Here is a 23,051-nt window from a genome sequence, read left to right as displayed (position 1 = left end):
CGGACCGGACATCGCCCTTCCACGCGGAGCCTCTCCGCGGGAGGAACCACATGCCGGACAGCACCACCCGTCGCGAGCAGCTGGACATGCAGCTGCTGCGTCGCTACCACCACCACGACGACCGTTCCGCCCGTGCGGAGATGGTCGAGCGCGGGATGCCGCTCGTGCGGTCCCTCGCGCGCCCCTACGCCGGTCGAGGCGAGGAGCTCGACGACCTGGTCCAGGTCGGATCGGTCGGGCTCGTCAAGGCGATCGACCGCTTCGACCCCGACAGCGGCTACCGGTTCGTCGCCTTCGCGGCGCCGAACATCACGGGCGAGATCAAGCGCCACTTCCGCGACCACTGCTGGGCGATCCACGTGCCCCGCTCGGTCCAGGAGCTCGACGCGCGGATCAACCGCGAGTCCGGGGAGATCCACTCGCGCACCGGCCGCGCCGCCACGGTGGCGGAGCTCTCCGCCCGGCTGAAGGTCCCGACGGAGCGGGTCGCCGACGCGATGATCGGCGGCCAGGGCTACCGGTCGCTGTCGCTCGACCACCCCGCCGGCGAGACGCGGGAGGCGCTCGACCTCTTCGGCCGTTCCGACGCCGGCTACGCCGCGGTCGACCGGCACGAGGAGATCCTCGACGCCTGCTCGGCGCTCGACGACCGCGAGCGGGAGATGGTCCTCCTGCGCTACTACGACGGGCAGCTCCAGCGGGAGATCGCCGGACGCTTCGGCATCTCGCAGATGCAGGTCTCGCGGATCCTCGGCGGCGCGCTCGAGAAGATGCACGACCACATCGCGGGGGTCGAGGGCGCAGGCGCCGTCGACGCGCCGATGCAGCTGGCGGCCTGAGCGGGCTGGCGGCCGCGTCCGGGGCTCAGGTCCCGGGCGCGTCGTCCAGCAGGAAGACCTCGGCCGAGGCGTCGGCCCGCACGTCGATGCCGCTGATGAACGCGCGGACGCGGCGGCCCGTCGCCTGCTCCACCGGAGCACGCAGATCGTCCTCCGTCGCGTACTGGAAGAAGAGACGCACGTCGCGCAGCCGCTGGTCCTCGCGGAGCTCGACGAGCCGCTTCTCGGCCGGCGTCTGCGTGTCCTCGAGGATGCAGACGACCGCGTCGGGGCCGGCGAAGTACGTCTTCACCCTGGTCGGCCCGCGCCCGAACTGCGTCTTGTAGATCTGCGCCATGGCGTTGGAGATCGCCTGGAGCGGGCTCTCGTGCATCTCGGCTGGTGGTCGTCGGTCGCTCATCGGCTCGGGGATCCCACGGCCGGCGGGCGCGCCCCGAGGGGGACGGCGTGGCGCGCGGCGGGCTCGCGGGAGGTCCCCGGATCCTACGGGACCACCGGGACCCACATCCGACGCGGAGGTGCGGCGTACGCCCACCGGGTAGGAGTGCTGCCGGGTGAGCGGCCGGCGTCGCATCACGGCGCCGGCCGACGCCTCCCTGGTGTCCGCCGCACGGCCCTCCCCGTCCGGTCCGCCGCGGGCGGACCTTCACCGCATGTCGAAGGCCTCGAGCAGGTGGCCGCGGGTGCTCGCCGGCGGCGCGGGCTGCGCGGGGCGCAGCCCGGTGCCCGCCCGCAGTGCGCGGTGGGCCTCCGTCGCGGTGCGGGTCAGGTCGGGTGCGTGGCCGTCCCAGTGGACCGCGACCACGCGGGCGCCGGGGCGCATCAGGCGGGGGAGCCGGTCGATCGTGCGCCGGAGCGCGTCCACGGGCAGTCGGCAGAGCACGTCCGAGACGACCACCAGGTCGAACCCGCCCGCGCGGGGCAGCGCGTCGGGCAGATCCCCGTGGGTCACGGTCACGTGCGGGGCGTCCGGGAGGCGCTCGAGCGCCAGGGCGACGGCGGTCGTCGACGGATCGATCGCCAGCAGGTCGTCGGAGCGGTCCGCCAGGAGCCACGGGAGCGCCCCGTTCCCGGTCCCCAGGACCAGGACCCCCGAGAACCGCCCGGGACCGCACGCCGCGACGGTGCGGTCGTGCTTCTCGCGCTCGTGGGGCGGCGGCGACGACGGGCCCCGTGGGTCCTCGCCCGACCGGTGGCTCCCGCCCGTCGACGGGTCGCCGGCCGGCAGCCGGACGAGGGGCGGCTCCGCGGAGCTCATGCGGGGCCGGGCGCTGCCGGGCCTTCAGGGGGCGGGAGCACCATGACCGCCGCCCAATACCCCCGGCGTCCGGCGTCAAACGAGCCGGAACGGCCCCGTCCGGCGTCCGCCCGCGGGCGCCCGCAGAAGGCCCGCCGTCGTCCGCGCGGCCGCGCACCCGCGCGCCGCGGAGGACCGGTGCGTACGATGAGGCCCGCGATCGCCGTGGGTCGCGGGCTCCCGCCCGCCGTCGCCCGTCGGCCCGCCCGCCCCACCATGGTCTCGACCGACCCCCTCACCGCGCCCCACGAGAGCCCGCTGCAGGCGATCTCCAACGCGATGGCGCAGATCCACAAGACCCAGTTCGGCCGGGGCCCGACGAAGGTCAAGACGTACTTCGCCGGCCCGGACGCGGTGGTGTGCGTCCTCGAGGACACCCAGACGCCGGCCGAGAAGCGCCTCGTGGAGCTCGGGGAGCACCAGCGTCTGCGCGACGTCCGGCTCTTCTTCCAGTACGCCACCGAGGACGACATGCGCGCCCCGGTCGAGCACGCGACGGGCCGCAGGGTCCGCGCGTTCATCAGCGGCATCGACGTCCGCGCGGACGCCTCGGTCGAGCTCTTCCTGCTCGAGAGCACCGCGGACGCCGAACCCGCCGGCTGAGGGTCGGCGAGCCGACGACGAGGACGGCGGGGACGCGGACCGCCCCTCGGCGCGATATCCGCCGGAGGCCCGCCGGGCCGCGCCTGCGAACATCGCGTCGATGGAGAGGGAGAGCCCGGCCGAGCCGCCGGCTGTCGAGGAGGTCGTCCCGGGCGTCACCCGGATCGCCCTGCCCCTCGGCGGCATCACCGGCGGGGTCAACGTCCATCTCGTCCGCGGGGACGGTCCGACGACCCTCGTCGACAGCGCGATGCCGCTGCCGGGCACGATGGAGGCCCTCGAGGCGGCGCTCGTCACCGCGGGGTCCTCGATCGACGAGGTGGAGCTCGTGCTCGTCACGCACCACCACCTCGACCACACCGGCCTGGCGGCGCAGATCGCCGACCGGTCGGGGGCCGCGATCGCGGCGACCGCGCAGACCGCCGAGGCGATCGCCGATCCCCACGGCCTGCTGGTCCGCGAGGTCGCGTGGGGGGAGCGGCACATCGCCCGTCACGGCGCACCCGACGACCTGCTCGGCATGGCCCGACAGGGCGAGCCGCTCGTCCGGGGCCTCCCGACCGCCGGGACCTCCCGCGTCCTCGTCGACGGCGACGTCGTGCGGGCCGGCGACCTCGACCTGACCGTCCGTGAGCGTCCCGGGCACAGCCCGAGCGACACCCTGTTCGTCGAGGAGCGTCCCGTCGTGGCCGGCCGGCCGCTGGCGTTCGTCGGCGACCACGTCTTCCGCTCCGCGCCGCTGACCCCGGTGCTCGGGTCGATGCTCGGCACGGACGCCCGGCCGGCGGCGGCCTACCTGGCGGCGCTCGAGGAGACCGCGGCGGTCCCGGGCCTGGTTGCCCTGACCGGCCACGGCCCCGCGCTGCTCGACGTCGCGGCGCTGCACGCCGATCGTCGCGGCGCCCTGGACCGCCGGACCGGTCGGGTCCGGGATGCGCTGCGCACCGAGCCGCGGGGCACCTGGGACCTGGGCCTCGAGGTCTGGCGCGGCGTCCCCTCCTCCCGCCACGGCCTGACGCGCCTGGGCGCGCTCCTGGCCTCGCTCGAGCTGCTGGAGGACGCCGGCGAGGTCGAGCAGGTCCTGCTGGACGGCGATCGCGTGGGGTGGCGGGCGACGGGCGGGTGAGGCCGCGCCGGCCGGCCCCACCGGCCCGGCCGGCCGAGCCGCCCCGGCCGACGGACGGCGATCGGTGGCGGGGGCGGCGGACCGACCGTCCAGCCCGTACGACGTAAAAGTCGAATATTCGATCGGGTATTGCTACTTTCGAGGGACGCCCCGTCGCGCACCGCGGCGCCGTCTCCCCGAAGGACCCCGATGACCCGACAGCTCCACCTCGGCGGCTTCCAGATCGCCTCCCAGGTCACCCACTCGCACGCCGCGTGGCGGCACCCCGCCTCCGAGCCCGACGTCTTCGGGCCCGATCACTACCAGCGCGTCGGCCGCATCCTCGAGCGCGGGAAGTTCGACTTCGTCTTCTTCGCCGACCTGCTCGCCGCGCCGACCCGCTTCGGCGGCCTCGACGAGGCCCTGAGCCGCGGCACGCAGGCGTCCGCGACGATCGACCCGGCGTTCGCGGCGGCCACCATCGCGGCCGTCACGCGTCACCTCGGTGTCGCGATCACGAAGTCGACGACCTACTTCCACCCCTACGAGGTCGCGCGGATCTTCGCGAGCCTCGACCACATCAGCAAGGGCCGCGCGGCCTGGAACGTCGTCACGTCGCTGAGCCAGGCGGAGGCGCTGAACTTCGGCGTCGCCGAGCACCTCGAGCACGACCAGCGCTACGAGCGGGCGCAGGAGTTCCTCGAGGCGACCTCCGAGCTGTGGGACTCCTGGGCGCCCGACGCGCTGGTCCGCGACAAGGACTCGGGCGTCTTCGCCGACCCGTCGAAGGTCCGCGCGGTCGACCACGAGGGCGAGTTCTTCCGCACGAAGGGTCCGCTGAACGTCCCGCGCTCGCCGCAGGGCCGGCCCGTGCTGATCCAGGCGGGCTCGTCGCCGCGGGGCCGCGACTTCGCCGCCCGCTGGGCCGAGGCGATCTTCGAGATCGACCCGACGCCCGAGGGTCGCCGCGCCTACTACGACGACATCAAGTCGCGCGCGTCGGACTTCGGGCGCGACCCGGAGCAGATCAAGATCTTCCCGGCCGTCCTGCCGTTCATCGGCGAGACGGAGTCGATCGCCCGCGAGAAGCAGGCGTTCCACAACGAGCTGGCCGACCCGGTCTCCGGCCTGATCACGCTGTCGGTCCACACCGACCACGACTTCTCCACGCACGACCTCGACGAGCCCGTCGACCACATCGACGTCCCGGGCTCGCAGGGGCTCTTCGACGTCGCCCGCCGCCTGTCGGAGCGCGACTCCCTGACGCTCCGCGACGTCGGCAAGCTCTACGCGCAGGGCGTGATGCTGCCGCAGTTCGTCGGCACCGCCGCGGACGTCGCGGACCAGCTGCAGGAGGCCGTCGAGGGCGGCGAGGCCGACGGCTGGATGATCTCGGCCGCGAACACGCCCGGGGCGTTCAACGACTTCGTCGACCAGGTGGTCCCGGAGCTCCAGCGCCGCGGGGCGTTCCGGGAGGAGTACACGGGCACCACGCTGCGCGACCACCTCGGTCTGGACGACGTGCCCGTCGGGCGCGAGGCGATCGCGGCCGACTGACCGGCGCCCGGCGGCGACCGCCCCCTACGCCTGACCCGCCTCCTCGACCTCGCCCTCCACCTCGAGGAGCACGTCGCGGAGGCTCTGCAGGCGCTCCTCGTCCGGCTCCGCCCAGAGGCCGCGGTCCGCGGCCTCGAGGAGGCGCTCGGCGATCGACCGCAGCGCCCACGGGGACGACCGAGAGAGGAACGCCCGGACGTCGGGGTCGTCGACGTAGCGCTCGGTGACCTTCTCGTACATCCAGTCCTCGACCACGCCGGCCGTCGCGTCGTAGCCGAAGAGGTAGTCGACGGTGACCGACAGCTCCATCGCGCCCTTGTAGCCGTGGCGGATCATGCCGGCGACCCAGCGCGGGTTCAGCACACGGGAGCGGACGACGCGGCGGGCCTCCTCGGCCAGCGTGCGGGTCTCCACGGTGGTCGGGTCGGCGGAGTCGCCGAGCCACGCCTTGGGCTCCTTGCCGGTGATCGCCTTGACCATCGCGACCATGCCGCCGTGGTACTGGAAGTACCCGTCGGAGTCGAAGATGTCGTGCTCGCGCGTGTCGAGGTTCTTCACCGCGACCTCGATGCGCGCGAACTGCTCGCGCATCGACGTGTGGGCCTCGACACCGTCGAGGCCCTTGCCGTACGCGTAGCCGCCCCACGCCTCGTAGACGCGGGCCAGGTCGCCCTGGTCGTGCCACGAGCGGTTGTCGACGAGCTCGAGCAGCCCCGCGCCGTACGTGCCGGGCTTGGACCCGAAGATGCGGGTGGTCGCGCGTCGGCGGGCCTTCGCGCGGGACGCGGCCGCATCGGTGCCCGTGTCGCCGCCGAGGTCGGCCCCGTCCTCGCCGCCGGGGGCGTCCGCGGAGGTCCCGCCCGTGGCGGCCTGCGCGACGAGCTCGGCCAGGAGCCGCGTCTCGTCCTCCCGGACGTGCTTGGCGACGAAGTTCTGCTCGTCGGGCTCGTCGAGCGCGGCGACCGTCGCGACGGCCTCGTCGATCAGGGCGATCAGCTGCGGGAACGCGTCGCGGAAGAATCCCGAGATCCGGACGGTGACGTCGATCCGGGGTCGGCCGAGCTCCTCGAGCGGGACCACGCGCAGCGAGGTGACGCGACGGGTCTCGCGGTGCCAGACGGGCTCGACGCCGAGCAGCGCGAAGATCTCCGCGATGTCGTCGCCGTGGGTGCGCATGTTGGCGGTGCCCCAGACGACGATGCCGATCTGCTCGGGCGCCCGGCCCTCCTCCTCGACGTGGCGGCGCACGAGGTCCTCGGCCAGCCGCCGGCCGGTGTCCCACGACAGCTGCGAGGGCAGCGCCTTCGGGTCGACCCCGTAGAAGTTGCGCCCGGTCGGCAGCACGTCGAGGCGGCCGCGCGTCGGCGAGCCGGACGGGCCAGACGGCACGTAGCGCCCGTTCAGCGCCCCGACCACGTGGTCGAGCTCCTCCGTCGAGCGGCGGATCCGCGGGACGACCTCGGCGGCGGCGTAGCGCAGGACGCGCTCCGTCTCGGCGTGCCCCCGGCCGAGGGTCCTCGCGGTCAGGTCGCGGATCGCCGCGGCGTCCGCCGGCCAGCCGGCGTCACCGAGCGCGTCGAGCAGCGCGCGCTGGGCGGCGTCGAGGCGGTCGACGACGTCGCCGGCCGTGGCGGCCGGTCCGGGGAAGCGGTCGACGAGGGCCGCGAGGTCCGGATCGTCGACCGCGGGCCCGGTGAGCCGCTCCCCGCCGGCGGCCACGAGCGCGTCCTCGTCCAGCCCGAAGGCCCGGCCGACCACGACGCGCAGGCCCGGCAGGTCGCCCGAGCCCAGGCGCATGATCGCGACCGCCAGGCCGCGCAGCTGCTCCTCGTCCGGGACGCGGCCCAGCACGTGCAGGCCGTCCCGGACCTGGAGGTCCTTGATCGAGCAGAGGTACGTGTCGATGTCCGAGACGAGGTGCTCGAGGTGGTGCTGCAGCTCGGCCGCGTCGGCACCCGCACCAGTGTTGCGGAAGCTCGCGACCTCGGCCTCGTGCAGGCCGAGGTCGTGGTGCAGGTCGGCGGACTCGACGACCTCCCAGATCCGGCGGGCGAGCGCCGGCAGCTTCTCGGGGTCCAGCGCCTCGACGCGGACGTACTCGTCGAGCAGGTGCTCGAGCTCCTGCAGCTCGTCGTAGGTCTCCGCGCGCATCATCGGCGGCACGAGGTGGTCGACGATCGTCGCGTGCACGCGACGCTTGGACTGCACGCCCTCGCCCGGGTCGTTGACCACGAACGGGTAGATCAGGGGCAGCGAGCCGAGGATCGCGTCGGGGTGGCAGTCCGACGACAGGCCGATCGACTTGCCCGGCAGCCACTCGAGCGTGCCGTGCTTGCCGAGGTGGACCATCGCGTCGGCGCCCCAGTGGCTCTCGAGCCAGCGGTAGACGGCGAAGTAGTGGTGCGGGGCGGCGCGCTCGGCGTCGTGCGACAGGGCGGCGGCGTCCTCCTCGCTCGTCGCGCGCGGCGGCTGGATGGCGAAGAAGACGTCGCCCATCTCGAGGCCCGCGACGACGACGTCGCCCTCGTGGGTGTACTGGGGCTCGATCCCGGCGCGGCCGCCGGCGGTCCAGGTGCCGGGGCGGGGGCGGCCCTTCGCGTCCGTGACGACCGGTCGGCCGCGGTCGTCGAGCGCGGGGGCGCCGTCGTCGAAGACGTACCCCGGGCCGTGGTCGCGTTCGACGATGGAGCGCAGGCCCTCGGGCAGCGTCGCGAACCACGCGGCGTACTCGGCGCCCGGGAGGCGGTACGGGTTGGCGGCGAGCTGGTCGTCGGTGAGCAGCTCCGGGTCGTGGCCGCCGCGCTGGATCAGCGCGTGGATCAGCGCCTCGCCGGCGGCGGTCGCCTCGGCGGCGGTGATGCTCGGCGCGTCGAGCGCCTCCTGCAGGGCGGGGACGCTCGAGGCGTCGACGCGCTGGCCGTCGGCGATCAGCGCGCGCAGCAGCTCGACGGCCGACGCGGGCGTGTCGAGGCCGACGGCGTTGCCGATGCGCGAGTGCTTCGTGGGGGAGGAGGAGAGGACGATCGCGACCTTGCGGTCGGCGGCGTCCAGGCGGCGCAGGCGGGCGTGGCGGACGGCCAGGCCCGCGACGCGGCGCGCCCGGGCCGGGTCGGCGACGTACCGCATGACCGGCGTGCCGACGTCGGCGACCTCGCCCGCCGCGGCCTCGCGCTCCTTGAACGACACGACGCCGCCGAGGATGCGGCCGTCGAACTCGGGGATCGCGACCTGCATCGCGACGTCCAGCGGCGTCAGCCCGGCGGGGTTCTCGATCCAGCGCTCGCGCGACTGCGTCGCCGCGGCGGCCTGGATCACGGGCACGCCGAGCTCCTCGAGCTGCGCGACGTCCCACGTCTGCCAGGCGTCGTTGCGCCCGTCGTCGGCGTCGTCCTCCGAGGACGATCCGACGTCGCCGGCGTTCGAGCCGCCCGAGGCGAGGACGGTGGTCAGCAGCGCGTCGACGATCGGGACGCGCGCGGCGGGATCGCCGTCGGTCGCCTCGGCGGTCAGCAGGTCCAGCGCGGCGATCCGGCCGTCCGTCCCGGGCCGCAGCGACGAGCACCAGACGGGCAGCGGCACGCCGCCCTCGGCCGCGACCGCCTCGGCGACGGTGGCGACGAAGCCGGTGTTCCCGGCCGTGCGGTGCGTGCGGTAGAAGACGATCCCGACGACCGGTCGCTGCTCCACCGGCAGACCCAGGGCCCCCGAGCGGCGGGCCGGGTCGACGACCTGGGCGTCGGCGGCGGGCAGGTCCCCGGAGGTGGGGCCCGCGTCGGCCGCGTCGCCGACCGCCGTCCCGCCCTCCGCGGCGACGATCCGCTCGCGCGCGGCGGTCAGCGCCTCGTCGACGGACACGTCGCCCCGCTCGGGGTCCCACGCGGAGTTCTCGGGCAGCGGGCGCGGTGCGTCGAAGCCGTCGCCGCGGACGAGCAGCGTGTCGCCGAGGAAGCGCAGCAGCTGGGCGGTGTTCTCGACGCCGCCGTGGCGCAGGTAGTCGTGCGCCTGGGCGACGACGGCGGGGGAGACGGTCGACCGCGTGGCGAGGTCGGCGTCGGGCTCGGCCTCGCCGCCGACGGCGACCAGCGCGATGCCGTCGGTCACGCACCGCGCGTGGAGCAGGTCGAAGCCCTGCTCCCAGGCGCGCCGGCCGCCGAGCAGCCGGACGAGGACGACGCGGGCCCCGTCGGCCAGGTCGTCGACCAGGGCTGCGGCGTCGAGGTGCTGCGAGGGGTTCGCGCAGCGGACGACGGGGAAGTCCTCCGGCAGCGTCGGGATCGCGGCGGCGGTCGCCAGGATCTCGGTGTCGGCGGTGGTGACGAAGCGGAGCAACGGGGGCCTTCTCTCGGATGACGCGTCCAGGGGCGGGCCCGTACGTCGGCCCGCTGGGCGGTCCCGGGCGCGGCCGGGGGCGGTGCGGCGGCGACGTGCCGACCCACGTGACGACCCGGTGCTCGGACTCCCGCCCGGCCGGAGGGCCCGGCCCCGTCGCGGCGGGGAGGACCTGCGGCCCGGACGGTCACCGTGGCGCGACCGTCGCAGACTTGCACTGCGTTTCCCGCGTCGCCGCGTGGCGCCGGACGATACCGGGGTGGCCCGGGAGCGCCGCGGAGGGCACGGAATCCCCCAGGGATCGCGCCGGATGGGGCCGCGTGCGAGGATGAACCGGTGCAGCCAGGGCCGCACAGCTCGGCCGCACCGGACGAGCCCCGAGGCGGTCCGGACGATCCGGCCGCCGAGCCACGGACGCCCGTGTCCCCTTCCGACGACCCACAGCGACCAACCGCCGTCGGGCACCCCTTCCCGCGCGACCCGTCCGCCCCGGGCGCGGTGGCCGATCCGCCGATCGCACCGAGCGGCCCGCCGTCGCACGACGAGGCGCCGCACGTCGGGGGCCTGTTCAAGCGGATCCTGATCGGGATCGGCGTCATGGTGGCGCTGATCGTCGCCGTCCGGCTGCTCGCGCCGCACGTCGGCTTCCTCGACGAGACGTGGGACAAGGTCCGTCAGGGCGACCCGGTCTGGCTCGTCGTCGCCGTGGTGCTCGAGGGCTTCTCCTTCGCCGGCTACGTCCTGGTGTTCAACGCGACCGCCCGGCGCGCCGGGCTGCGGCTCCCGCGCTTCACGAGCTGGCGCATCGTCCTGGCCGGCGTCGCGGCCACGCGGCTGCTCGCCACCGCCGGTGCGGGCGGCATCGCCTCGACCACCTACGCGCTGCGTCGTCACGGCCTGGACGCCCGCCACGCGGCGGCGACCGTGGCCGCGCAGATCGCGATCATCTACGTCTGGTTCATCCTGCTGATCGCGGTGGCCGGCGCCGCGCTCTTCGTCGCCGGCCACGGGCACAACGCGATCACGATCGTCCCCGCCGGCATCGCGGCGCTGATCCTGCTGGTCGCCGCGCTCGGGCGGCCGCTGCTGCGCCGGCTGGCCGACCGCTCCGCCGAGCGCGAGGGCCGCGTGGCGCGGATCCTCGCGTCGGTCCCGGGCACGCTCGACGACGGGGTCCACACCGTCTCGACCCTGGTCCGGGAGCGCGACTCGGCGATCTTCGGCGGCGCGCTCTGGTGGCTGGCCGACGCGGCGGTCCTCTGGGCCGCCTGTCACGCGTTCGGCGCGTCGCCCAACGTGCTCGACGTCACGATGGCCTACCTCATCGGTCAGGTCGCCAACCTGCTGCCGATCCCGGGCGGCCTGGGCGTCGAGGCCGGCCTGCTCGGCATGCTGATCGCGTTCGGCGTCTCGGGCGACATCGCCGTGCTGGCGAGCCTGACCCAGCGGCTCGTCTCGACCTGGCTGCCCGCGCTGCCCGGTGCGGTCGCCCTCGTCGCCATCGGTCGCCCGTCGCCGGACGCCGAGGTCGTCCCGGTCGACGACGACGACCGACCACACGGCCCGGCGCACGCCACGGCCTGAGCGGCCGCAGCCGCCCCGACGTCACGCCTACGGAGGCGTAGGATGGCGGGCATGAAGCGGTGGAGCACCCGGCGAGCACTCGTGTCGGTCGCGGCGGCGGGCGGTGCGGCCTGGACCGCGGCGTACCGAGCGGACCGGCGCCGGATCGACGCGGATCCGATCAAGCCCGCGCTCGACGTGTCGCTGAAGGGCCGTCCCGTCGGCGTGCGCGCGGGCGACGGCACCGCCCTGCGCGTCCGGGTCTACGGGCCCGAGGACGCACCGACGATCGTGCTGGTGCACGGCTGGACCTGCGCGATCGAGTTCTGGACGCTGCAGATCCAGGCGCTCCAGGACGAGTTCCGGATCGTCGCCTACGACCTGCGCGGCCACGGGAAGAGCGCGCCGTCCAGCGGCGGGGACTACTCCATCGACGCCTACCGGGACGACCTCGAGAGCGTCCTGCGGGCGACGGTCCCCGAGGGCGAGAAGGCCGTCCTGGTCGGCCACTCCCTCGGTGCGATGACGATCGTCGCCTGGGCCGCGGACCGCGGTGAGAGCCTGCTGGACCGCGTCGCGGCCGTCGGGCTGTTCTCGACCGGTCTGGGCGACCTCGTCACGTCGTCCCTGATCCTGCCCGCGCCGGGCGTCGGCGAGCGGGTCCAGCAGGAGCTCGGCCAGCTGCTGCTCGGCAGCAAGGCGCCGATCCCCACCCGGGCCACGCCGCTGATCTCCCGTGCCGTGCGGTACATCGCGCTGTGCGGGGCGGCCAGCCCGGCGACGGTCGCGTTCTGCGAGCAGATGGTGCTCAGCTGCCCGCGCGACGTCCGCGCCAACACGGGCAGCTCGATCAGCCGGATCGAGCTCCTCGACGGCCTCGACGCGATCGACGTGCCGACCATCGTCCTCGTGGGCCGCGAGGACCGCCTGACCCCGCCGGTGCACGCGAAGAAGATGACCGAGGCCCTCGACGAGGTGCTCGAGATGATCGAGCTGCCCGACGTCGGCCACATGGCGCCGCTGGAGGCCCCGGAGCAGACGACGCAGGCGATCCGGCGCCTCGTCGCGGCGGGCGACCGCTACGCCACGCCCGTCGCGGGCTGACCCCGCGGCGGCCGCGGCGGGCCGTCCGCTCAGGGGCCGACGGCGGCGAGCAGCCCGGCGACCGTCGACGTCAGGGCCTCGACGTCGACGTCGCCGGGGCGCTCCAGGAGCAGGCGGGCGAAGTGCTCGCCGATGCCGACCAGCGCGTGCGAGACGATCGCGGCGTCCAGCGGCGGGCCGTCGGCCCGGTGGACCAGGACGGGGCCGAGCGTCTCCTCGATCCGCTCCCGGACGACCTCGCGGTCGCGGTCGACGCGCTCCAGCACGGCCGCCGGGGTCCCGCCGTGCGTCAGGAAGATCGGACGCCAGAGCAGCGGGTCCTCGAGCACCATCGCGACGAGCTCGCGCACCGTGCGGGTCAGGTGGCCGGGCAGGTCGGCCGGATCGGGGACGGGCGTGATCGCCTCGCTCAGCCGGCCGAGCGCCCGCTGCTCCTGGCGGTCCAGGAGCGCGAACAGCAGGGGGGTCAGGCCGTCGAAGACGTTGTAGACGACGGGGCGGGTGACCTCGGCCTCGCGGGCGATCGCCTCGATGGACACCGCGGCGTAGCCGTCGCGCGAGATCACCTGGAGCGCGGCGTCGAGCAGCTGCTCCCGCCGGGCGTCGGGCGCCATCCTCGGCGCGTACGGCCGGCGTCGTCGCTCCCCCATCGGCGTCCCAGCCTGTCAGACGGTCCCGGCGGACGCGGGAACGGCCGATCGCCCGGCGGAGCCGGGCGATCGATGCGGGGACGGGCGGGCGGGCCGGCCGGCCGGGCCGGGGGTCAGTCGACGGTGATGCAGGAGACCTGCGGGGTGTAGTCCTCCGAGCTGCCCGAGGAGTTCGTCACCCGGACGATCCAGCCGGCGCCGGAGAAGCCCGAGCGGTTGACCACGATGCCGGCCGAGTTCGGGATGGCGACGCCGCCGCCGACCGGCTTCTTGCCGGCGGGGCAGAAGACCGACGCGACGCTCGAGGCGTTGTTGGCGACCGTGACGGCGGTGCCGGTCACGACCTCGTACCCGGACACGCCGTTCGTGCCGTTCGTGCCTGCCGTCCCGGGGTCGCCCTTCTCACCCTTCTCGCCCTTCGCCCCGGCGGCGCCCGGAGCGCCCTGCGGGCCGGTGGCCCCGGTGGCCCCGGTGGCGCCACCGGGCAGCTCGCCGGCCTTGAAGTCGCCCTTGACGAGCGAGCCGTCCTTGACCTTGACCGACGTGATCGCGCCCGTCGCGACGTCGCTGGTCTTGACGGCGGCCGGCCTCAGCTGCGACGTGCCGACGCTGTTCTTCGCCAGCGAGGCGGCCGCCATGCTCGTGCCTCCGAGGGCCACGAAGAGCGCCAGGCCGGCGGTCAGGTGGGCGGAGGACGGGCGGCGGCGGGGCGCGACGGCTGCGTCGTCGGTGTCGGTGGAGGAGACGGCGGACGGGGTGCTGCGGGTGCGGTCGAACATGGTGTGCTCCGTGGATCGTGGTGCGCCGGGCGGGGTGCCCTGCGCTGATGGATCCATCCTGCGCGGCCGCCGAGGGGCGGTCGCGGGCGTCGGTCACCGCCCGGGTGCGTCAGGCGTCACCTTCGGGGCCCGGGCGCGTCAGGCGTCACGCTCGGGACGCCGCAACGCCGGACGTCACGTCCGGGATGCGGCCGCCCCGGGTCCACGGTGGCAGGCGCGCCGGCCGCCGCGTCCGCGGCTCAGAGCAGGCCGTTGCCCGAGGCCATGTTGCCCGCGCGCTCGGCGATCAGCAGGCGGATCGGGTCCTCGGGCCCGAGCTCGGCCAGGGTCCGCTGGAGCGACACGGGGTACGGCGCGGCGCGCGGGATGATCCGGGTCATCCAGTCGACGAAGCCGAGCAGGCGCTCCCGCGGGTAGTCGTCGGGGCGCTGGAGCATCAGGCGGGCGCCCTCCTCGGCGTTGCCCACCAGCATGCGGGAGACGAGGTCGAGGTCGATGTCGGTGGAGCTCTGGCGCACCGCCAGGCCGACGCCCAGCAGGTCCGTGGCGAGGCGGACGATGCCCTCGCGGATCTGCTCGACCTTCGCCCGGATCTCCTCCGGCGTGCCCTCGACGGGGTGGAGGATGAGGATCCAGCGGCGCGGGTTCTTCTGCACCGCGTCGAGGAAGGTGACGATCGCCTGCTTCAGCACGTCGTCGGGGTCCTGGTCCAGCCACGGCGGGGCGGGGATCGCCGAGGCGAGCTCGGCGAGCGTCCGCTGCTCCTCGCGTTCGATCAGCCCGGCCAGCAGCTCGCCGCGGTTGGCGAAGAAGTCGTAGACGACCGGCTTGGTGACGCCGGCCGCTCGGGCCACCGACTCCATGGACACGTCGTCGAACGAGCGGGCGTCCGTGACGAGCTCGAGGGTCGTGTCCAGCAGCTGCTCCCGACGCTGCTCCGGCGGCAGCCGCGGCGCCGGTCGGCGACGGGGCGATTTCGACCGTGAGGACACGCCTGTGAGTCTTGCACGGATCGGGGCCGACCGATCGCCTACGGAACCGTAGAAACGCTACCGTAGCCGGATGGCGCCCCGCGGCCCCGCAAGGCCCCCCGCATGACCCCGCTGCTCGGCGCCCTGCTCGTCGTCGCCCACCACCTCAGCGGTGCGCTGGCGCTGGCCTTCGCGGCGCCCCCGATCATCGTCGTCGCCGGGGCGGTCCTGTGGCTGCGTCGTCGCGAGCCCGGCGCGGACGAGGAGTTCGACTGGGCCGAGGACGAGGACGGGTTCCCGGTCCGCGGGGACCGGGCCTGACGGCCCCGGCGCCGGGCCCTACGCCGAGCGCGGGAACCGGACGACGAACCGCGCGCCGCCGGTCGGCGCGTCCTCGATCGCGACGATCGCGTCGTGGTGCCGGGCCTGCTGGGCGACGATCGCCAGCCCGAGTCCCGAGCCGGGCGCGACGGTGCCCGCCGCCCGGGCGAACGGCTCGAAGACGCGCTCCCGCTCCTCCGGCGCGATGCCGTCGCCGTCGTCCTCGACCACCAGGCAGGGTCCCTCGACCGGGGAGCCCGGTCGCAGGGCCACGACGACCCGCCCGTCGGGCCGCCCGTGGCGGACGGCGTTGCGCAGCAGGTTGTCCACGAGGGACCGCAGCCCCGGCTCCCACCCGCGAACGACGACCGCGTCGTCGGGCAGGTCGGGCACGAGGGTCGCCCCGGTGGTGCCCTGCTGGGTGGCGGCGACGGCCTCCGCCACGACGGACGCCAGGTCGACGTCGGCCTGCGCGACCGAGTTGGCGTCGCCGCGGGCCAGCGCCTGCAGCCCGTCGAGCAGCAGCACCAGCCGCCGGTTCTCGCCCAGCGCCTCGTCGATCATCATCGACCGGGTGTCGGCCGGCACGTCGGGATGGCGGTGGATCGTCGACAGCGCGGCCTGCACGCTGGTCAGCGGCGTGCGGATCTCGTGGCCGACGTCGGCGGCGAAGCGCCGGGTCGCGTCGAGCGCCTGGCTGCGATCGTCGGCGGAGCGCTGCAGCCGCCGCAGCATCGCGTTGAACGAGCCGGCGAGCGCGCTGATCTCGCGCGGTCCGGCGGTCGGCAGGCGCGTGTCGAGGTCGGACTCGCCCTCGATGCCGCGGGCCTCGTCGCGCAGGCGCCGCAGCGGGCGCAGGACGTAGCCCGCGGCGACCGACGTCGCGAGCCCGGCGAGCAGGAGCATCACGGCGCCGACGACCAGAAGCCGCCGGCGGAGCGCGACCTGCCGCGACTCGGCCTGGCTGAGGTCGGCCGTCGCCTGCAGGCGGATGGCGCCGCCGATGCCGTCCTCCACGACGATCTTCGTGAAGATCCGCAGGCGCCGGCCGCCGACCTCGCGGGTGGTGAACCCCAGCGGTGTCGGTGCGAGCGGCGGGAGCCGCACCCCCTGCTCGTAGACCGGCTCGTCGAAGACCGAGATGATCAGGCTGCTGCGCGTGGCCCGGAGCACCCGGCTGAGCTTGATGTCCTGCTTGCGTTCCTCGCGGACCTCGGCCGGGCTCGCGTTCGCCGCGCCGCCGTTGGCGAGGTCCTCCGCGATCTTGTCGAGCAGCTCGGCGGTGCGCGCGAGCCGGTCGTCGACCGACTGGCGTTCCGTCCGGTCGGCCTCGCGCGCCACGTAGGCGCCACCGAGGAACAGCACGACGGCGAGGACGGCGACGATCCCCAGGGTCAGCCGGCTGCGCAGGCTCTTCGGCCGGAGGTCGCCCAGCAGAGCGCGCAGGCGGTGGAGGAGCACGCCCTCAGGGTCGCAGCACGAAGCCGACGCCGCGGACCGTGTGGATCACGCGCGGTTCGCCGACGGACTCCAGCTTGCGGCGCAGGTAGCCGACGAAGACGTCGGCGACGTTCGTGCCGGGGTCGAACGTGTAGCCCCAGACGTCCTCGTGGAGGGTGCGCCGGTCGAGGATCTCCCCCGGGTGCCGCAGGAACAGGTGCAGCAGCTCGAACTCGCGGCGGGTCAGCTCGAGGTCGCGGCCCCCGCGAGAGGCCGTCAGGCTCGACGGGCACAGCTCGAGGTCGCCGACGACGAGTCGCTGGTCGTCCTCGGGCGGACGGCGGCGCAGCAGCGCGTTGAGCCGGGCGACGACCTCCTCGAGCGCGAAGGGCTTGACGACGTAGTCGTCGGCTCCGGCCTGCAGGCCGGAGACCCGGTCGTCGACCTCGTCGCGGGCCGAGAGCACGCAGACGGGGACCTCCTCGCCGGCGGCGCGCAGGCGCTTGAGGACCTCCAGGCCGTCGAGGTCGGGCATCGTCAGGTCCAGCAGCATCGCGGCGGGCCGGACCCGCGGGACGGCCTCGAGCGCGGCACGGCCGCCGGAGGCCGGGACCACCGCGAACCCCTCGAGCTCGAGGCCGACGCCGAGGGTGCGCCTGATCGACGCGTCGTCGTCGACCAGCAGCACGACCGGGCGCCCGGAGCCGTCGGAGGAGCTCATCGGCCGTAGCAGTTGGGGCTGATGACGTCGATCGCGTCGCGCTGGATCGTGTTGCGCCCGCGTCCGCAGGCGACCCGGTCGACCTCGCCGTCGCGGACGAGGATCACGTTGTTGCCGTCGCCCGCGCTGATGCGGTCCTGCCCCGGGCCGCCGATGATGCGGTCCGCCCCGCCCCGCGCGACGATCTTGTCGTTGCCGGGGCCGCCGTTGAAGTACTCCTTCGCCCCCGTGCCGTTGAAGAAGTCGTTGCCGTACGGCGGGCGATCCACGTAGCAGCGGGCGTACTGCGCCCGGGGACGCTTGGCGGTGGGGCACACGGCGAGTGCCCGGGCCTCCGCCGTGTCGACCGGGTCGAGCGCGGGCTCGGCGGCGACCACGCCGACGCAGAGCACGACGAGGACCAGGAGGCAGGAGAGGAAGCGGAACATCGAAGGGTCCAGGGGGCGCGGGCGGATCGCGGGACGACCCGCATCGTTGCACGGGGAACGACGCCGGGAGGCGGGTTCCTCACGGCCCTCTCACGATCGGACGGGGTGCCCTCACGGAGCCCTCATGGAGCGTGAGGCGCCGGTGAGAGATGCCCCACGGCGAGGGCCGGGGCGGCGATAACCCTCCCACCACCCCAGCCCCCGACGCACGAGGACCCGACCCATGAAGCTCCACCGCACCACCGCCCGCCGCGCCACCCTCCTGGCCGCCTGCGCCCTCGCCCTCGCCCCGACCGCCGCCTCCGCCGCGAACACGAACGGCACCGACCGCGGCGAGCTGCTCCGCGGCACCGGCGTGGCGGACGCCATCGACGGTCGCGGCGGCAACGACCGGATCTTCGGCTTCGGCGGCGTCGACACCCTCCGGGGCGGCGCCGGCTACGACCGCATCTTCGGCGGCTCCGGCAACGACAGCCTGTTCGGCGAGAGCGGCAACGACTTCCTGAACGGCCAGTCCGGCGACGACGTCCTGCGCGGCGACGCGAACGACACCGGCGACCGCACGTCCTACGACCGTCTCATCGGCGGCGCCGGGAACGACACGCTCTACGGCGGCGACTCGCACGACCGCCTCTCGGGCAGCACCGGCAACGACAAGGCGTTCGGCGAGCGCGGCGCGGACCGCATCGCGGGCGGCCGCGGCGACGACGCCCTCGACGGCGGTGCCGGCAACGACACGATCTACGCCAACCGCGGCGTCGACACGATCGAGGGCGGCGCCGGCAGCGACCGCCTCTGGGCGCTCGCCAAGGCCGACGTGACCCCCGGCCCGGGCGGCGCCGTCGACCAGGTCGGCGACACCATCAACGCGGGCGCCGGGAACGACCGCGTCCGCACCCGCGACGGCGAGGTCGACCGGATCACGTGCGGCGAGGGCAAGGACCGCGCCGATCTCGACAACGCCGACCAGATCGTGGACGCGACGGCGGCGGCCCCGAACGGCTCCTGCGAGACCGTCGTCCGCGCGGACCCCAAGCCGGGCGAGTCCAACGACGAGGACCGCCAGGAGGCGCCCAAGGACGAGGGCGCCACCTCCTGATCCGCGCCGGCGGCCCGGGGGTGCGCACGCACCCGCCGGGCCGCGGTCCGTGACCGGGCAGCACGCCGGCCCCGCCCCGGGTCGGTGTGCGACCGGGCGCGATCCGTCCGTCGTCCGCCGCCGCCGGGTTGCCCCGTCGGGCGATCGGGCACAGTGACCGGTCGATGCGCGCCTTCTCCTGCCCCGTCTGCTCACGCCTGGTGACCTTCGAGAGCGACCGGTGCCTGCACTGCGGTGCGGCGATGGCGTTCGACCCGGCCACCCGCGGCCTCGTCGCCCTGGACTTCGGCACCGTCGCCGTCGCCGACGCGGCCACCCAGGCCGTCGAGGGACGCGACCGGTGCGCCAACGCGACGCTGATCCACTGCAACTGGCTCGCCCCGCCGACGGCGCCCGCCGTCCCGGTCGACGGCCCCGACCCGAACGCGGGCGCGCCCCGCGAGGCCCTGTGCGCGAGCTGCGCGCTGACCCGCACCCGCCCGGCGGACAGCGACACCGAGGGTCTCGAGCGCCTCGCCGGTGCCGAGCGGCAGAAGCGGCGCCTGCACTTCGAGCTGCTCGAGCTCGGGCTACCGATCGCCGACGGCCAGGAAGAGCCGGGCGGGCTGATCTTCGACCTGCTGTCGAGCGCCGTGGCGCCCGTCACCACCGGGCACGCCGACGGCGTCGTGACGATCGACCTGGCCGAGGAGGACGACGTCCATCGCGTGAAGATGCGCGAGCAGCTCGCCGAGCCCTACCGCACGATGCTCGGGCACCTGCGCCACGAGGTCGGCCACTACTACTGGACCGTCCTGGTCGCGGACGCCGGCGACGAGGCGCGCCTGGCCGAGGCGCGCGGGCTGTTCGGCGACGACACCGAGGACTACGGCGCCGCGCTGGACCGCCACTACGCCGAGGGTGCACCCGACGACTGGGAGGACCGGCACATCAGCGCCTACGCGACGATGCACCCGATGGAGGACTGGGCCGAGACCTGGGCCCACTACCTGCACCTGTGGGACGCGCTGCAGACCGCGGCGTCCTACCGGGTCTCCGTCGCCGGCCCGGAGCACGTGACGGACCCCAGCGGCACCTTCGCCGGACGCGTCGAGGCACCGGTCGTCGGACGCTTCCCCGAGGCGCTGGAGCAGTGGCTGCCGGTCTCCTACGCGCTGAACGCGCTGAACCGCAGCCTCGGCAGCCAGGACCTCTATCCGTTCGTGCTGTCGCCGCCGGTGGTCGAGAAGCTGGCGTTCATCGACCGCGCCGTCGCCGCGGCCGCCGTCCCGCGGCCGGCGGACGTCCCCGCGACCTGAGGGGGCGGGGCGCCCGGCCGGCCGGCCGCGGGTCCCGCCGCCGGGCGTCCCGGGGCGCCGCGCGACCGCTCAGGCGTCCTTGAGGATCTCGACGACGAGGCAGCGGGCCGGCAGGCGCACACCGCCGTCGTCGGTGGGTCGTGCGTGCTCGTGGATCGTGGCCCGCAGGCCGTCGGCGACCGCGTCCCAGGCGTCGTCGTCCAGCCGCGCCCGCGCGTCGACCAGGACGGGGTGCGTCCCGGTCATCCGTGCGACGAGCTCGTCCTCGCCGGCGGCCTCGAAGCCGAACGGGATCTCCTCCACGGCGACCGTCACCGGGTGGGGCGCGAAGAGCCGCTCGACGCGGTCGGGGGAGTACCAGCCAGGGTCCTCCGCGATCAGTTCGGGGGAGACGACCGGGAAGTGCGTCGACAGGCGGCCGAGGATCGAGTCCTCGTGCCAGCCGACGACCACGGCGTGGCCGCCGGGGCGCAGGACCCGGACCAGCTCGTGCGCGGTCTGCCGGGCGCCGGGGACGAGGACCGCGGCCGAGACCGACAGCGCGACGTCGAAGCTCCCGTCGGCGAACGGCAGCGCGTGGAGGTCGCCGTGGACGAAGTCGATCGCCAGGCCGGCGTCGGCGGCGCGGCCGCGCGCCTCCTCCAGCAGGCGGTCCGCCAGGTCGACGCCCGTCACCCGGGCGCCCGTCCGGGCGGCGAGGAGCGCCGCGTTGCCGGTGCCGGTGCCCAGGTCTAGCACCGGCTGCCCAGACTGCGGTCCGGCCCGTCGGACCGCTTCGACCGACAGGCGGTGGAGGTCCCGTGCCGTGACGGCGTAGTCGCCGTCGTCCCAGAGCCAGGGGGCGGGGGAGGGGCTGGAGGTCGACGAAGAAGGTGTAGAAACCATGCAACCATCGTATGTGACGCCGGTCATGGCCGCGTGACCAGGCTGGGAAGCGCCCGTCGCGTTGCGGACGGGGTACGTCCGCGCAAGACGACGTGCAGGGGTCCCGGCGGCGGCGCGTCTCTTCGGCACGGGGGCTACCGTCGATCGCTGCCGATGCCCGAGCCCCGCCGCCCCCGGCCGCCGCGCCCGACCCCGAAGGGCGGTGCCGAAGGCGCCCAGAACCCCCGCTCCGTCGAGGGATCCCGCTCCCGTGGCCCGCGGTCGTCCGGCGGCGCCGCCGGACGGCGCGCCGCGCCCACGGGGTCGGCCGGTCCGCCGCGCACGCCGACGGGCCGCCCGGCCGGACCGGCGCCCTCCGGCGGCGGCCGTCTCCGCGGCGCACCCCTGGCCGCGATCGTCGTGCTCGCGCTCGTGCTCGTCCTCGTCGTCGCCTCGCTCGTGGTCCGCGCCGGTCACGACGGCGAGGCCCTGCCCGGGACCCGCGTGGCGGGCGTCGACGTCGGCGGCATCACGACCACGCGGATCGCCTCGCGCCTGCGTCCGGTCGTCGGGGACCAGCGCACGCTGCGTCTGCGGGCCGCCGGGGACGTCGTGACGATCAAGGCCGCCGACCTGGGCTACGCGGTCGACCTGCAGGGGATCGCGCGCGCCGCGGTCGCCGCCGGCCGCGACGGCACCCTGAACGCCCTCGTGGGCCCGCTGCGCGGCTACGTCTCGGCCCGGACGGTGCCGGTCCGCTCCTCGTTCGACGAGGCCAAGGCGCGGAAGGCCCTCGCGCCGGTGGCGCGCAAGGTCGCCCGTGGCGCCTACGCCGGAGCCCTGAAGGTCGATCCCGAGACGCTCCAGGTCTCGACCACGAAGCCGCGGGCGGGACGCGCGGTCGACATGTCCGCGCTCGTCGCCCGCGTGCGCCGCGAGCTGCGCGAGGGGGACGGCACCACGTTCGACGTGCCCCTGCGGTCGGTCGACGCGGCACCCGAGTCGCAGCTGCAGGAGATCGCCAGCGAGGCGGAGGACTACCTGCGCCAGCCGCTGCGCCTGACCGGGGCCGGCAGCCCGCTGACGCTCACCACGGCGCAGACCGCCGCGATCCTCGCGCTCGAGAGCCGGCAGGGCGGACGCCGTGCCGAGCTCGGCGCCGGCGGGGAGGCGCTGAGCGCTCTGCTGGACCGCGTCGAGAAGCGCGGCCGCAAGCTGCCGCGCAACGCCACGGTGAGCGCACCCGCGACGTCCGCGAGCCTGACCGACAAGGGCGACGTCACCTGGCGGCCGAGGAGCGCGTCGGTGACGGTGAAGGCCGGCCGCGTCGGCCGCGAGGTGCGTCGAGACCGCCTGGCCTCCCGCATCGAGTCCGCGGTCGCGGCCGGGAAGCACTCCGTCTCCGTCCCCCGCGTGGCGGTGCAGCCCAAGGTGACCTCGGCCACCGCCCGCAGGATCGACTCCGTCATCGGCACGTTCACGACGCCCTACGTCCCCGGGCAGCCGCGCGTCACGAACATCCGGCAGATGGCGCGGACGGTCGACGGCACGCTGATCGCCCCGGGCCAGCAGTTCTCGCTCAACGGCATCACCGGCGAGCGGACGAAGGCCAAGGGCTACGTCGAGGCACCGTTCATCGCGAACAACCGCATCGAGCCCTCCGTCGGCGGCGGCGTGTCGCAGTTCTCCACCACGATGTACAACGCGGCCTACTTCGCCGGCCTGCAGATCGACGCGCACCGCGCCCACAGCCTCTACATCGACCGCTATCCGCCGGGCCGCGAGTCGACGCTGAACTTCCCCGACATCGACATGCGCTGGACGAACGACACCGAGGTCCCGGTGCTCGTCCGGACGAGCTACGACGACGCCGGCGTGACCGTCACCCTCTACGGCGACAACGGCGGCCGGCGCGTCACCGCGAAGGCCGGCGATCGCGAGAAGGCCGACGGCGGCGACTTCCAGATCACCGTCACCCGCACCGTCCGCTACGGCGACGGCCGCACCGACTCGCAGGCCCAGACCACGCGCTACGAGAACGAGCAGCAGGGCGAGACCGAGTAGCGGGGCGGTCGCCGCCCGG

20 protein-coding genes are annotated in these 23,051 nt (G+C 75.0%); 10 read left to right on the top strand and 10 right to left on the bottom strand.

Translation table 11 applies throughout. From position 1 onward, the window contains the following. Positions 1-50 precede the first annotated feature (50 nt). Positions 51-839, top strand: a complete 789-nt coding sequence (locus Q7T67_RS15285) for a sigma-70 family RNA polymerase sigma factor (RefSeq protein WP_304791418.1) — start codon at positions 51-53, stop codon at positions 837-839. A gap of 25 nt (positions 840-864) precedes the next feature. Here Q7T67_RS15285 and Q7T67_RS15280 read toward each other — a convergent pair whose 3' ends face one another. Next, on the bottom strand, positions 865-1,212 hold the full coding sequence (locus Q7T67_RS15280; protein WP_304791415.1) for a Na-translocating system protein MpsC family protein: 348 nt from the start codon (positions 1,210-1,212) through the stop codon (positions 865-867). A gap of 273 nt (positions 1,213-1,485) precedes the next feature. Continuing rightward, positions 1,486-2,097 (bottom strand): bifunctional 2-polyprenyl-6-hydroxyphenol methylase/3-demethylubiquinol 3-O-methyltransferase UbiG, encoded by a 612-nt coding sequence (locus Q7T67_RS15275; protein WP_304791412.1) that lies wholly within the window; start codon positions 2,095-2,097, stop codon positions 1,486-1,488. A gap of 186 nt (positions 2,098-2,283) precedes the next feature. Between Q7T67_RS15275 and Q7T67_RS15270 the strand changes: the two genes are divergently transcribed. From Q7T67_RS15270 to Q7T67_RS15260, 3 genes are all read left to right on the top strand, one after another. Next, entirely contained in the window at positions 2,284-2,739 is a 456-nt protein-coding gene (locus Q7T67_RS15270) for a Na-translocating system protein MpsC family protein (RefSeq protein WP_304791409.1), read from the top strand. Between the two features lie 100 nt (positions 2,740-2,839). Continuing rightward, positions 2,840-3,865: an MBL fold metallo-hydrolase gene (locus tag Q7T67_RS15265; RefSeq protein ID WP_304791406.1), complete on the top strand. Its 1,026-nt coding sequence runs from the start codon at positions 2,840-2,842 to the stop codon at positions 3,863-3,865. Positions 3,866-4,054: 189 nt separating this feature from the next. Further along, positions 4,055-5,401 carry an LLM class flavin-dependent oxidoreductase gene (locus Q7T67_RS15260; protein WP_304791403.1) on the top strand — a complete coding sequence of 449 codons (1,347 nt, stop codon included), beginning with the start codon at positions 4,055-4,057 and terminating at the stop codon, positions 5,399-5,401. Positions 5,402-5,425: 24 nt separating this feature from the next. On the opposite strand, the gene cobN is transcribed toward Q7T67_RS15260, so the two are convergent. Beyond that, positions 5,426-9,730 carry a cobaltochelatase subunit CobN gene (gene cobN, locus Q7T67_RS15255; protein ID WP_304791400.1) on the bottom strand — a complete coding sequence of 1,435 codons (4,305 nt, stop codon included), beginning with the start codon at positions 9,728-9,730 and terminating at the stop codon, positions 5,426-5,428. Positions 9,731-10,228: 498 nt separating this feature from the next. Between cobN and Q7T67_RS15250 the strand changes: the two genes are divergently transcribed. Then, a complete protein-coding gene (locus Q7T67_RS15250) occupies positions 10,229-11,314 on the top strand; it encodes a lysylphosphatidylglycerol synthase transmembrane domain-containing protein (protein ID WP_304791397.1) in 1,086 nt (361 codons plus the stop codon). A gap of 51 nt (positions 11,315-11,365) precedes the next feature. Then, positions 11,366-12,397 (top strand): alpha/beta fold hydrolase, encoded by a 1,032-nt coding sequence (locus Q7T67_RS15245; RefSeq protein ID WP_304791394.1) that lies wholly within the window; start codon positions 11,366-11,368, stop codon positions 12,395-12,397. 29 nt (positions 12,398-12,426) lie between these two features. Here the strand turns inward: Q7T67_RS15245 and Q7T67_RS15240 are convergent, their stop codons facing one another. The 3 genes from Q7T67_RS15240 to Q7T67_RS15230 form a co-directional block, all read right to left on the bottom strand. Continuing rightward, positions 12,427-13,011, bottom strand: coding sequence for a TetR/AcrR family transcriptional regulator (locus Q7T67_RS15240; protein WP_304791391.1), 585 nt, complete (start codon positions 13,009-13,011; stop codon positions 12,427-12,429). Between the two features lie 149 nt (positions 13,012-13,160). Next, a complete protein-coding gene (locus Q7T67_RS15235) occupies positions 13,161-13,826 on the bottom strand; it encodes a hypothetical protein (protein WP_304791389.1) in 666 nt (221 codons plus the stop codon). Positions 13,827-14,065: 239 nt separating this feature from the next. Further along, entirely contained in the window at positions 14,066-14,818 is a 753-nt protein-coding gene (locus Q7T67_RS15230; RefSeq protein ID WP_304791386.1) for a TetR/AcrR family transcriptional regulator, read from the bottom strand. Between the two features lie 102 nt (positions 14,819-14,920). On the opposite strand from Q7T67_RS15230, the gene Q7T67_RS15225 reads away from it, so the two are divergent. After that, positions 14,921-15,118: a hypothetical protein gene (locus Q7T67_RS15225; RefSeq protein ID WP_304791383.1), complete on the top strand. Its 198-nt coding sequence runs from the start codon at positions 14,921-14,923 to the stop codon at positions 15,116-15,118. An 18-nt stretch (positions 15,119-15,136) separates the two neighbouring features. Here Q7T67_RS15225 and Q7T67_RS15220 read toward each other — a convergent pair whose 3' ends face one another. The 3 genes from Q7T67_RS15220 to Q7T67_RS15210 are packed head-to-tail and all read right to left on the bottom strand — an operon-like array spanning position 15,137 to position 17,707. Continuing rightward, entirely contained in the window at positions 15,137-16,579 is a 1,443-nt protein-coding gene (locus tag Q7T67_RS15220; protein ID WP_304791380.1) for an ATP-binding protein, read from the bottom strand. 4 nt (positions 16,580-16,583) lie between these two features. Then, on the bottom strand, positions 16,584-17,279 hold the full coding sequence (locus Q7T67_RS15215) for a response regulator transcription factor (RefSeq protein ID WP_304791377.1): 696 nt from the start codon (positions 17,277-17,279) through the stop codon (positions 16,584-16,586). Next, positions 17,276-17,707 carry a calcium-binding protein gene (locus Q7T67_RS15210; RefSeq protein ID WP_304791375.1) on the bottom strand — a complete coding sequence of 144 codons (432 nt, stop codon included), beginning with the start codon at positions 17,705-17,707 and terminating at the stop codon, positions 17,276-17,278. Before Q7T67_RS15210 ends, Q7T67_RS15215 begins: the two co-directional genes overlap by 4 nt. Before the next feature lie 223 nt (positions 17,708-17,930). Here Q7T67_RS15210 and Q7T67_RS15205 point away from each other — a divergent pair, with 223 nt between their 5' ends. Next, positions 17,931-18,806, top strand: a complete 876-nt coding sequence (locus Q7T67_RS15205) for a calcium-binding protein (protein WP_304791372.1) — start codon at positions 17,931-17,933, stop codon at positions 18,804-18,806. A 164-nt stretch (positions 18,807-18,970) separates the two neighbouring features. After that, positions 18,971-20,104: a putative zinc-binding metallopeptidase gene (locus tag Q7T67_RS15200; RefSeq protein ID WP_304791368.1), complete on the top strand. Its 1,134-nt coding sequence runs from the start codon at positions 18,971-18,973 to the stop codon at positions 20,102-20,104. Between the two features lie 69 nt (positions 20,105-20,173). On the opposite strand, the gene Q7T67_RS15195 is transcribed toward Q7T67_RS15200, so the two are convergent. Further along, the gene (locus tag Q7T67_RS15195; RefSeq protein ID WP_304791366.1) at positions 20,174-20,989 is read right to left on the bottom strand and encodes a class I SAM-dependent methyltransferase; all 816 of its coding nucleotides are present in this window, start codon (positions 20,987-20,989) and stop codon (positions 20,174-20,176) included. Between the two features lie 399 nt (positions 20,990-21,388). On the opposite strand from Q7T67_RS15195, the gene Q7T67_RS15190 reads away from it, so the two are divergent. After that, on the top strand, positions 21,389-23,032 hold the full coding sequence (locus tag Q7T67_RS15190; protein ID WP_304791363.1) for a VanW family protein: 1,644 nt from the start codon (positions 21,389-21,391) through the stop codon (positions 23,030-23,032). Positions 23,033-23,051 lie beyond the last annotated feature (19 nt).

Source organism: Patulibacter sp. (genome assembly GCF_030655195.1).
Classification (GTDB): Bacteria; Actinomycetota; Thermoleophilia; order Solirubrobacterales; family Solirubrobacteraceae; genus Patulibacter.
This window is presented reverse-complemented; position numbering and strand designations above follow the sequence as displayed.

Excerpts from the sequence above, each read along its gene's own strand:
- Q7T67_RS15280 (WP_304791415.1), bottom strand. The coding sequence starts at position 1,212 with ATGCACGAGAGCCCGCTCCAGGCGATCTCCAACGCCATGGCGCAGATC.
- Q7T67_RS15270 (WP_304791409.1), top strand. The coding sequence starts at position 2,284 with ATGAGGCCCGCGATCGCCGTGGGTCGCGGGCTCCCGCCCGCCGTCGCC.
- Q7T67_RS15205 (WP_304791372.1), top strand. The coding sequence starts at position 17,931 with ATGAAGCTCCACCGCACCACCGCCCGCCGCGCCACCCTCCTGGCCGCC.
- Q7T67_RS15240 (WP_304791391.1), bottom strand. The coding sequence starts at position 13,011 with ATGGCGCCCGACGCCCGGCGGGAGCAGCTGCTCGACGCCGCGCTCCAG.
- Q7T67_RS15215 (WP_304791377.1), bottom strand. The coding sequence starts at position 17,279 with ATGAGCTCCTCCGACGGCTCCGGGCGCCCGGTCGTGCTGCTGGTCGAC.
- Q7T67_RS15275 (WP_304791412.1), bottom strand. The coding sequence starts at position 2,097 with ATGAGCTCCGCGGAGCCGCCCCTCGTCCGGCTGCCGGCCGGCGACCCG.
- Q7T67_RS15265 (WP_304791406.1), top strand. The coding sequence starts at position 2,840 with ATGGAGAGGGAGAGCCCGGCCGAGCCGCCGGCTGTCGAGGAGGTCGTC.
- Q7T67_RS15260 (WP_304791403.1), top strand. The coding sequence starts at position 4,055 with ATGACCCGACAGCTCCACCTCGGCGGCTTCCAGATCGCCTCCCAGGTC.
- Q7T67_RS15225 (WP_304791383.1), top strand. The coding sequence starts at position 14,921 with ATGACCCCGCTGCTCGGCGCCCTGCTCGTCGTCGCCCACCACCTCAGC.
- Q7T67_RS15235 (WP_304791389.1), bottom strand. The coding sequence starts at position 13,826 with ATGTTCGACCGCACCCGCAGCACCCCGTCCGCCGTCTCCTCCACCGAC.
- Q7T67_RS15210 (WP_304791375.1), bottom strand. The coding sequence starts at position 17,707 with ATGTTCCGCTTCCTCTCCTGCCTCCTGGTCCTCGTCGTGCTCTGCGTC.
- Q7T67_RS15200 (WP_304791368.1), top strand. The coding sequence starts at position 18,971 with ATGCGCGCCTTCTCCTGCCCCGTCTGCTCACGCCTGGTGACCTTCGAG.
- Q7T67_RS15245 (WP_304791394.1), top strand. The coding sequence starts at position 11,366 with ATGAAGCGGTGGAGCACCCGGCGAGCACTCGTGTCGGTCGCGGCGGCG.
- Q7T67_RS15285 (WP_304791418.1), top strand. The coding sequence starts at position 51 with ATGCCGGACAGCACCACCCGTCGCGAGCAGCTGGACATGCAGCTGCTG.
- Q7T67_RS15195 (WP_304791366.1), bottom strand. The coding sequence starts at position 20,989 with ATGGTTTCTACACCTTCTTCGTCGACCTCCAGCCCCTCCCCCGCCCCC.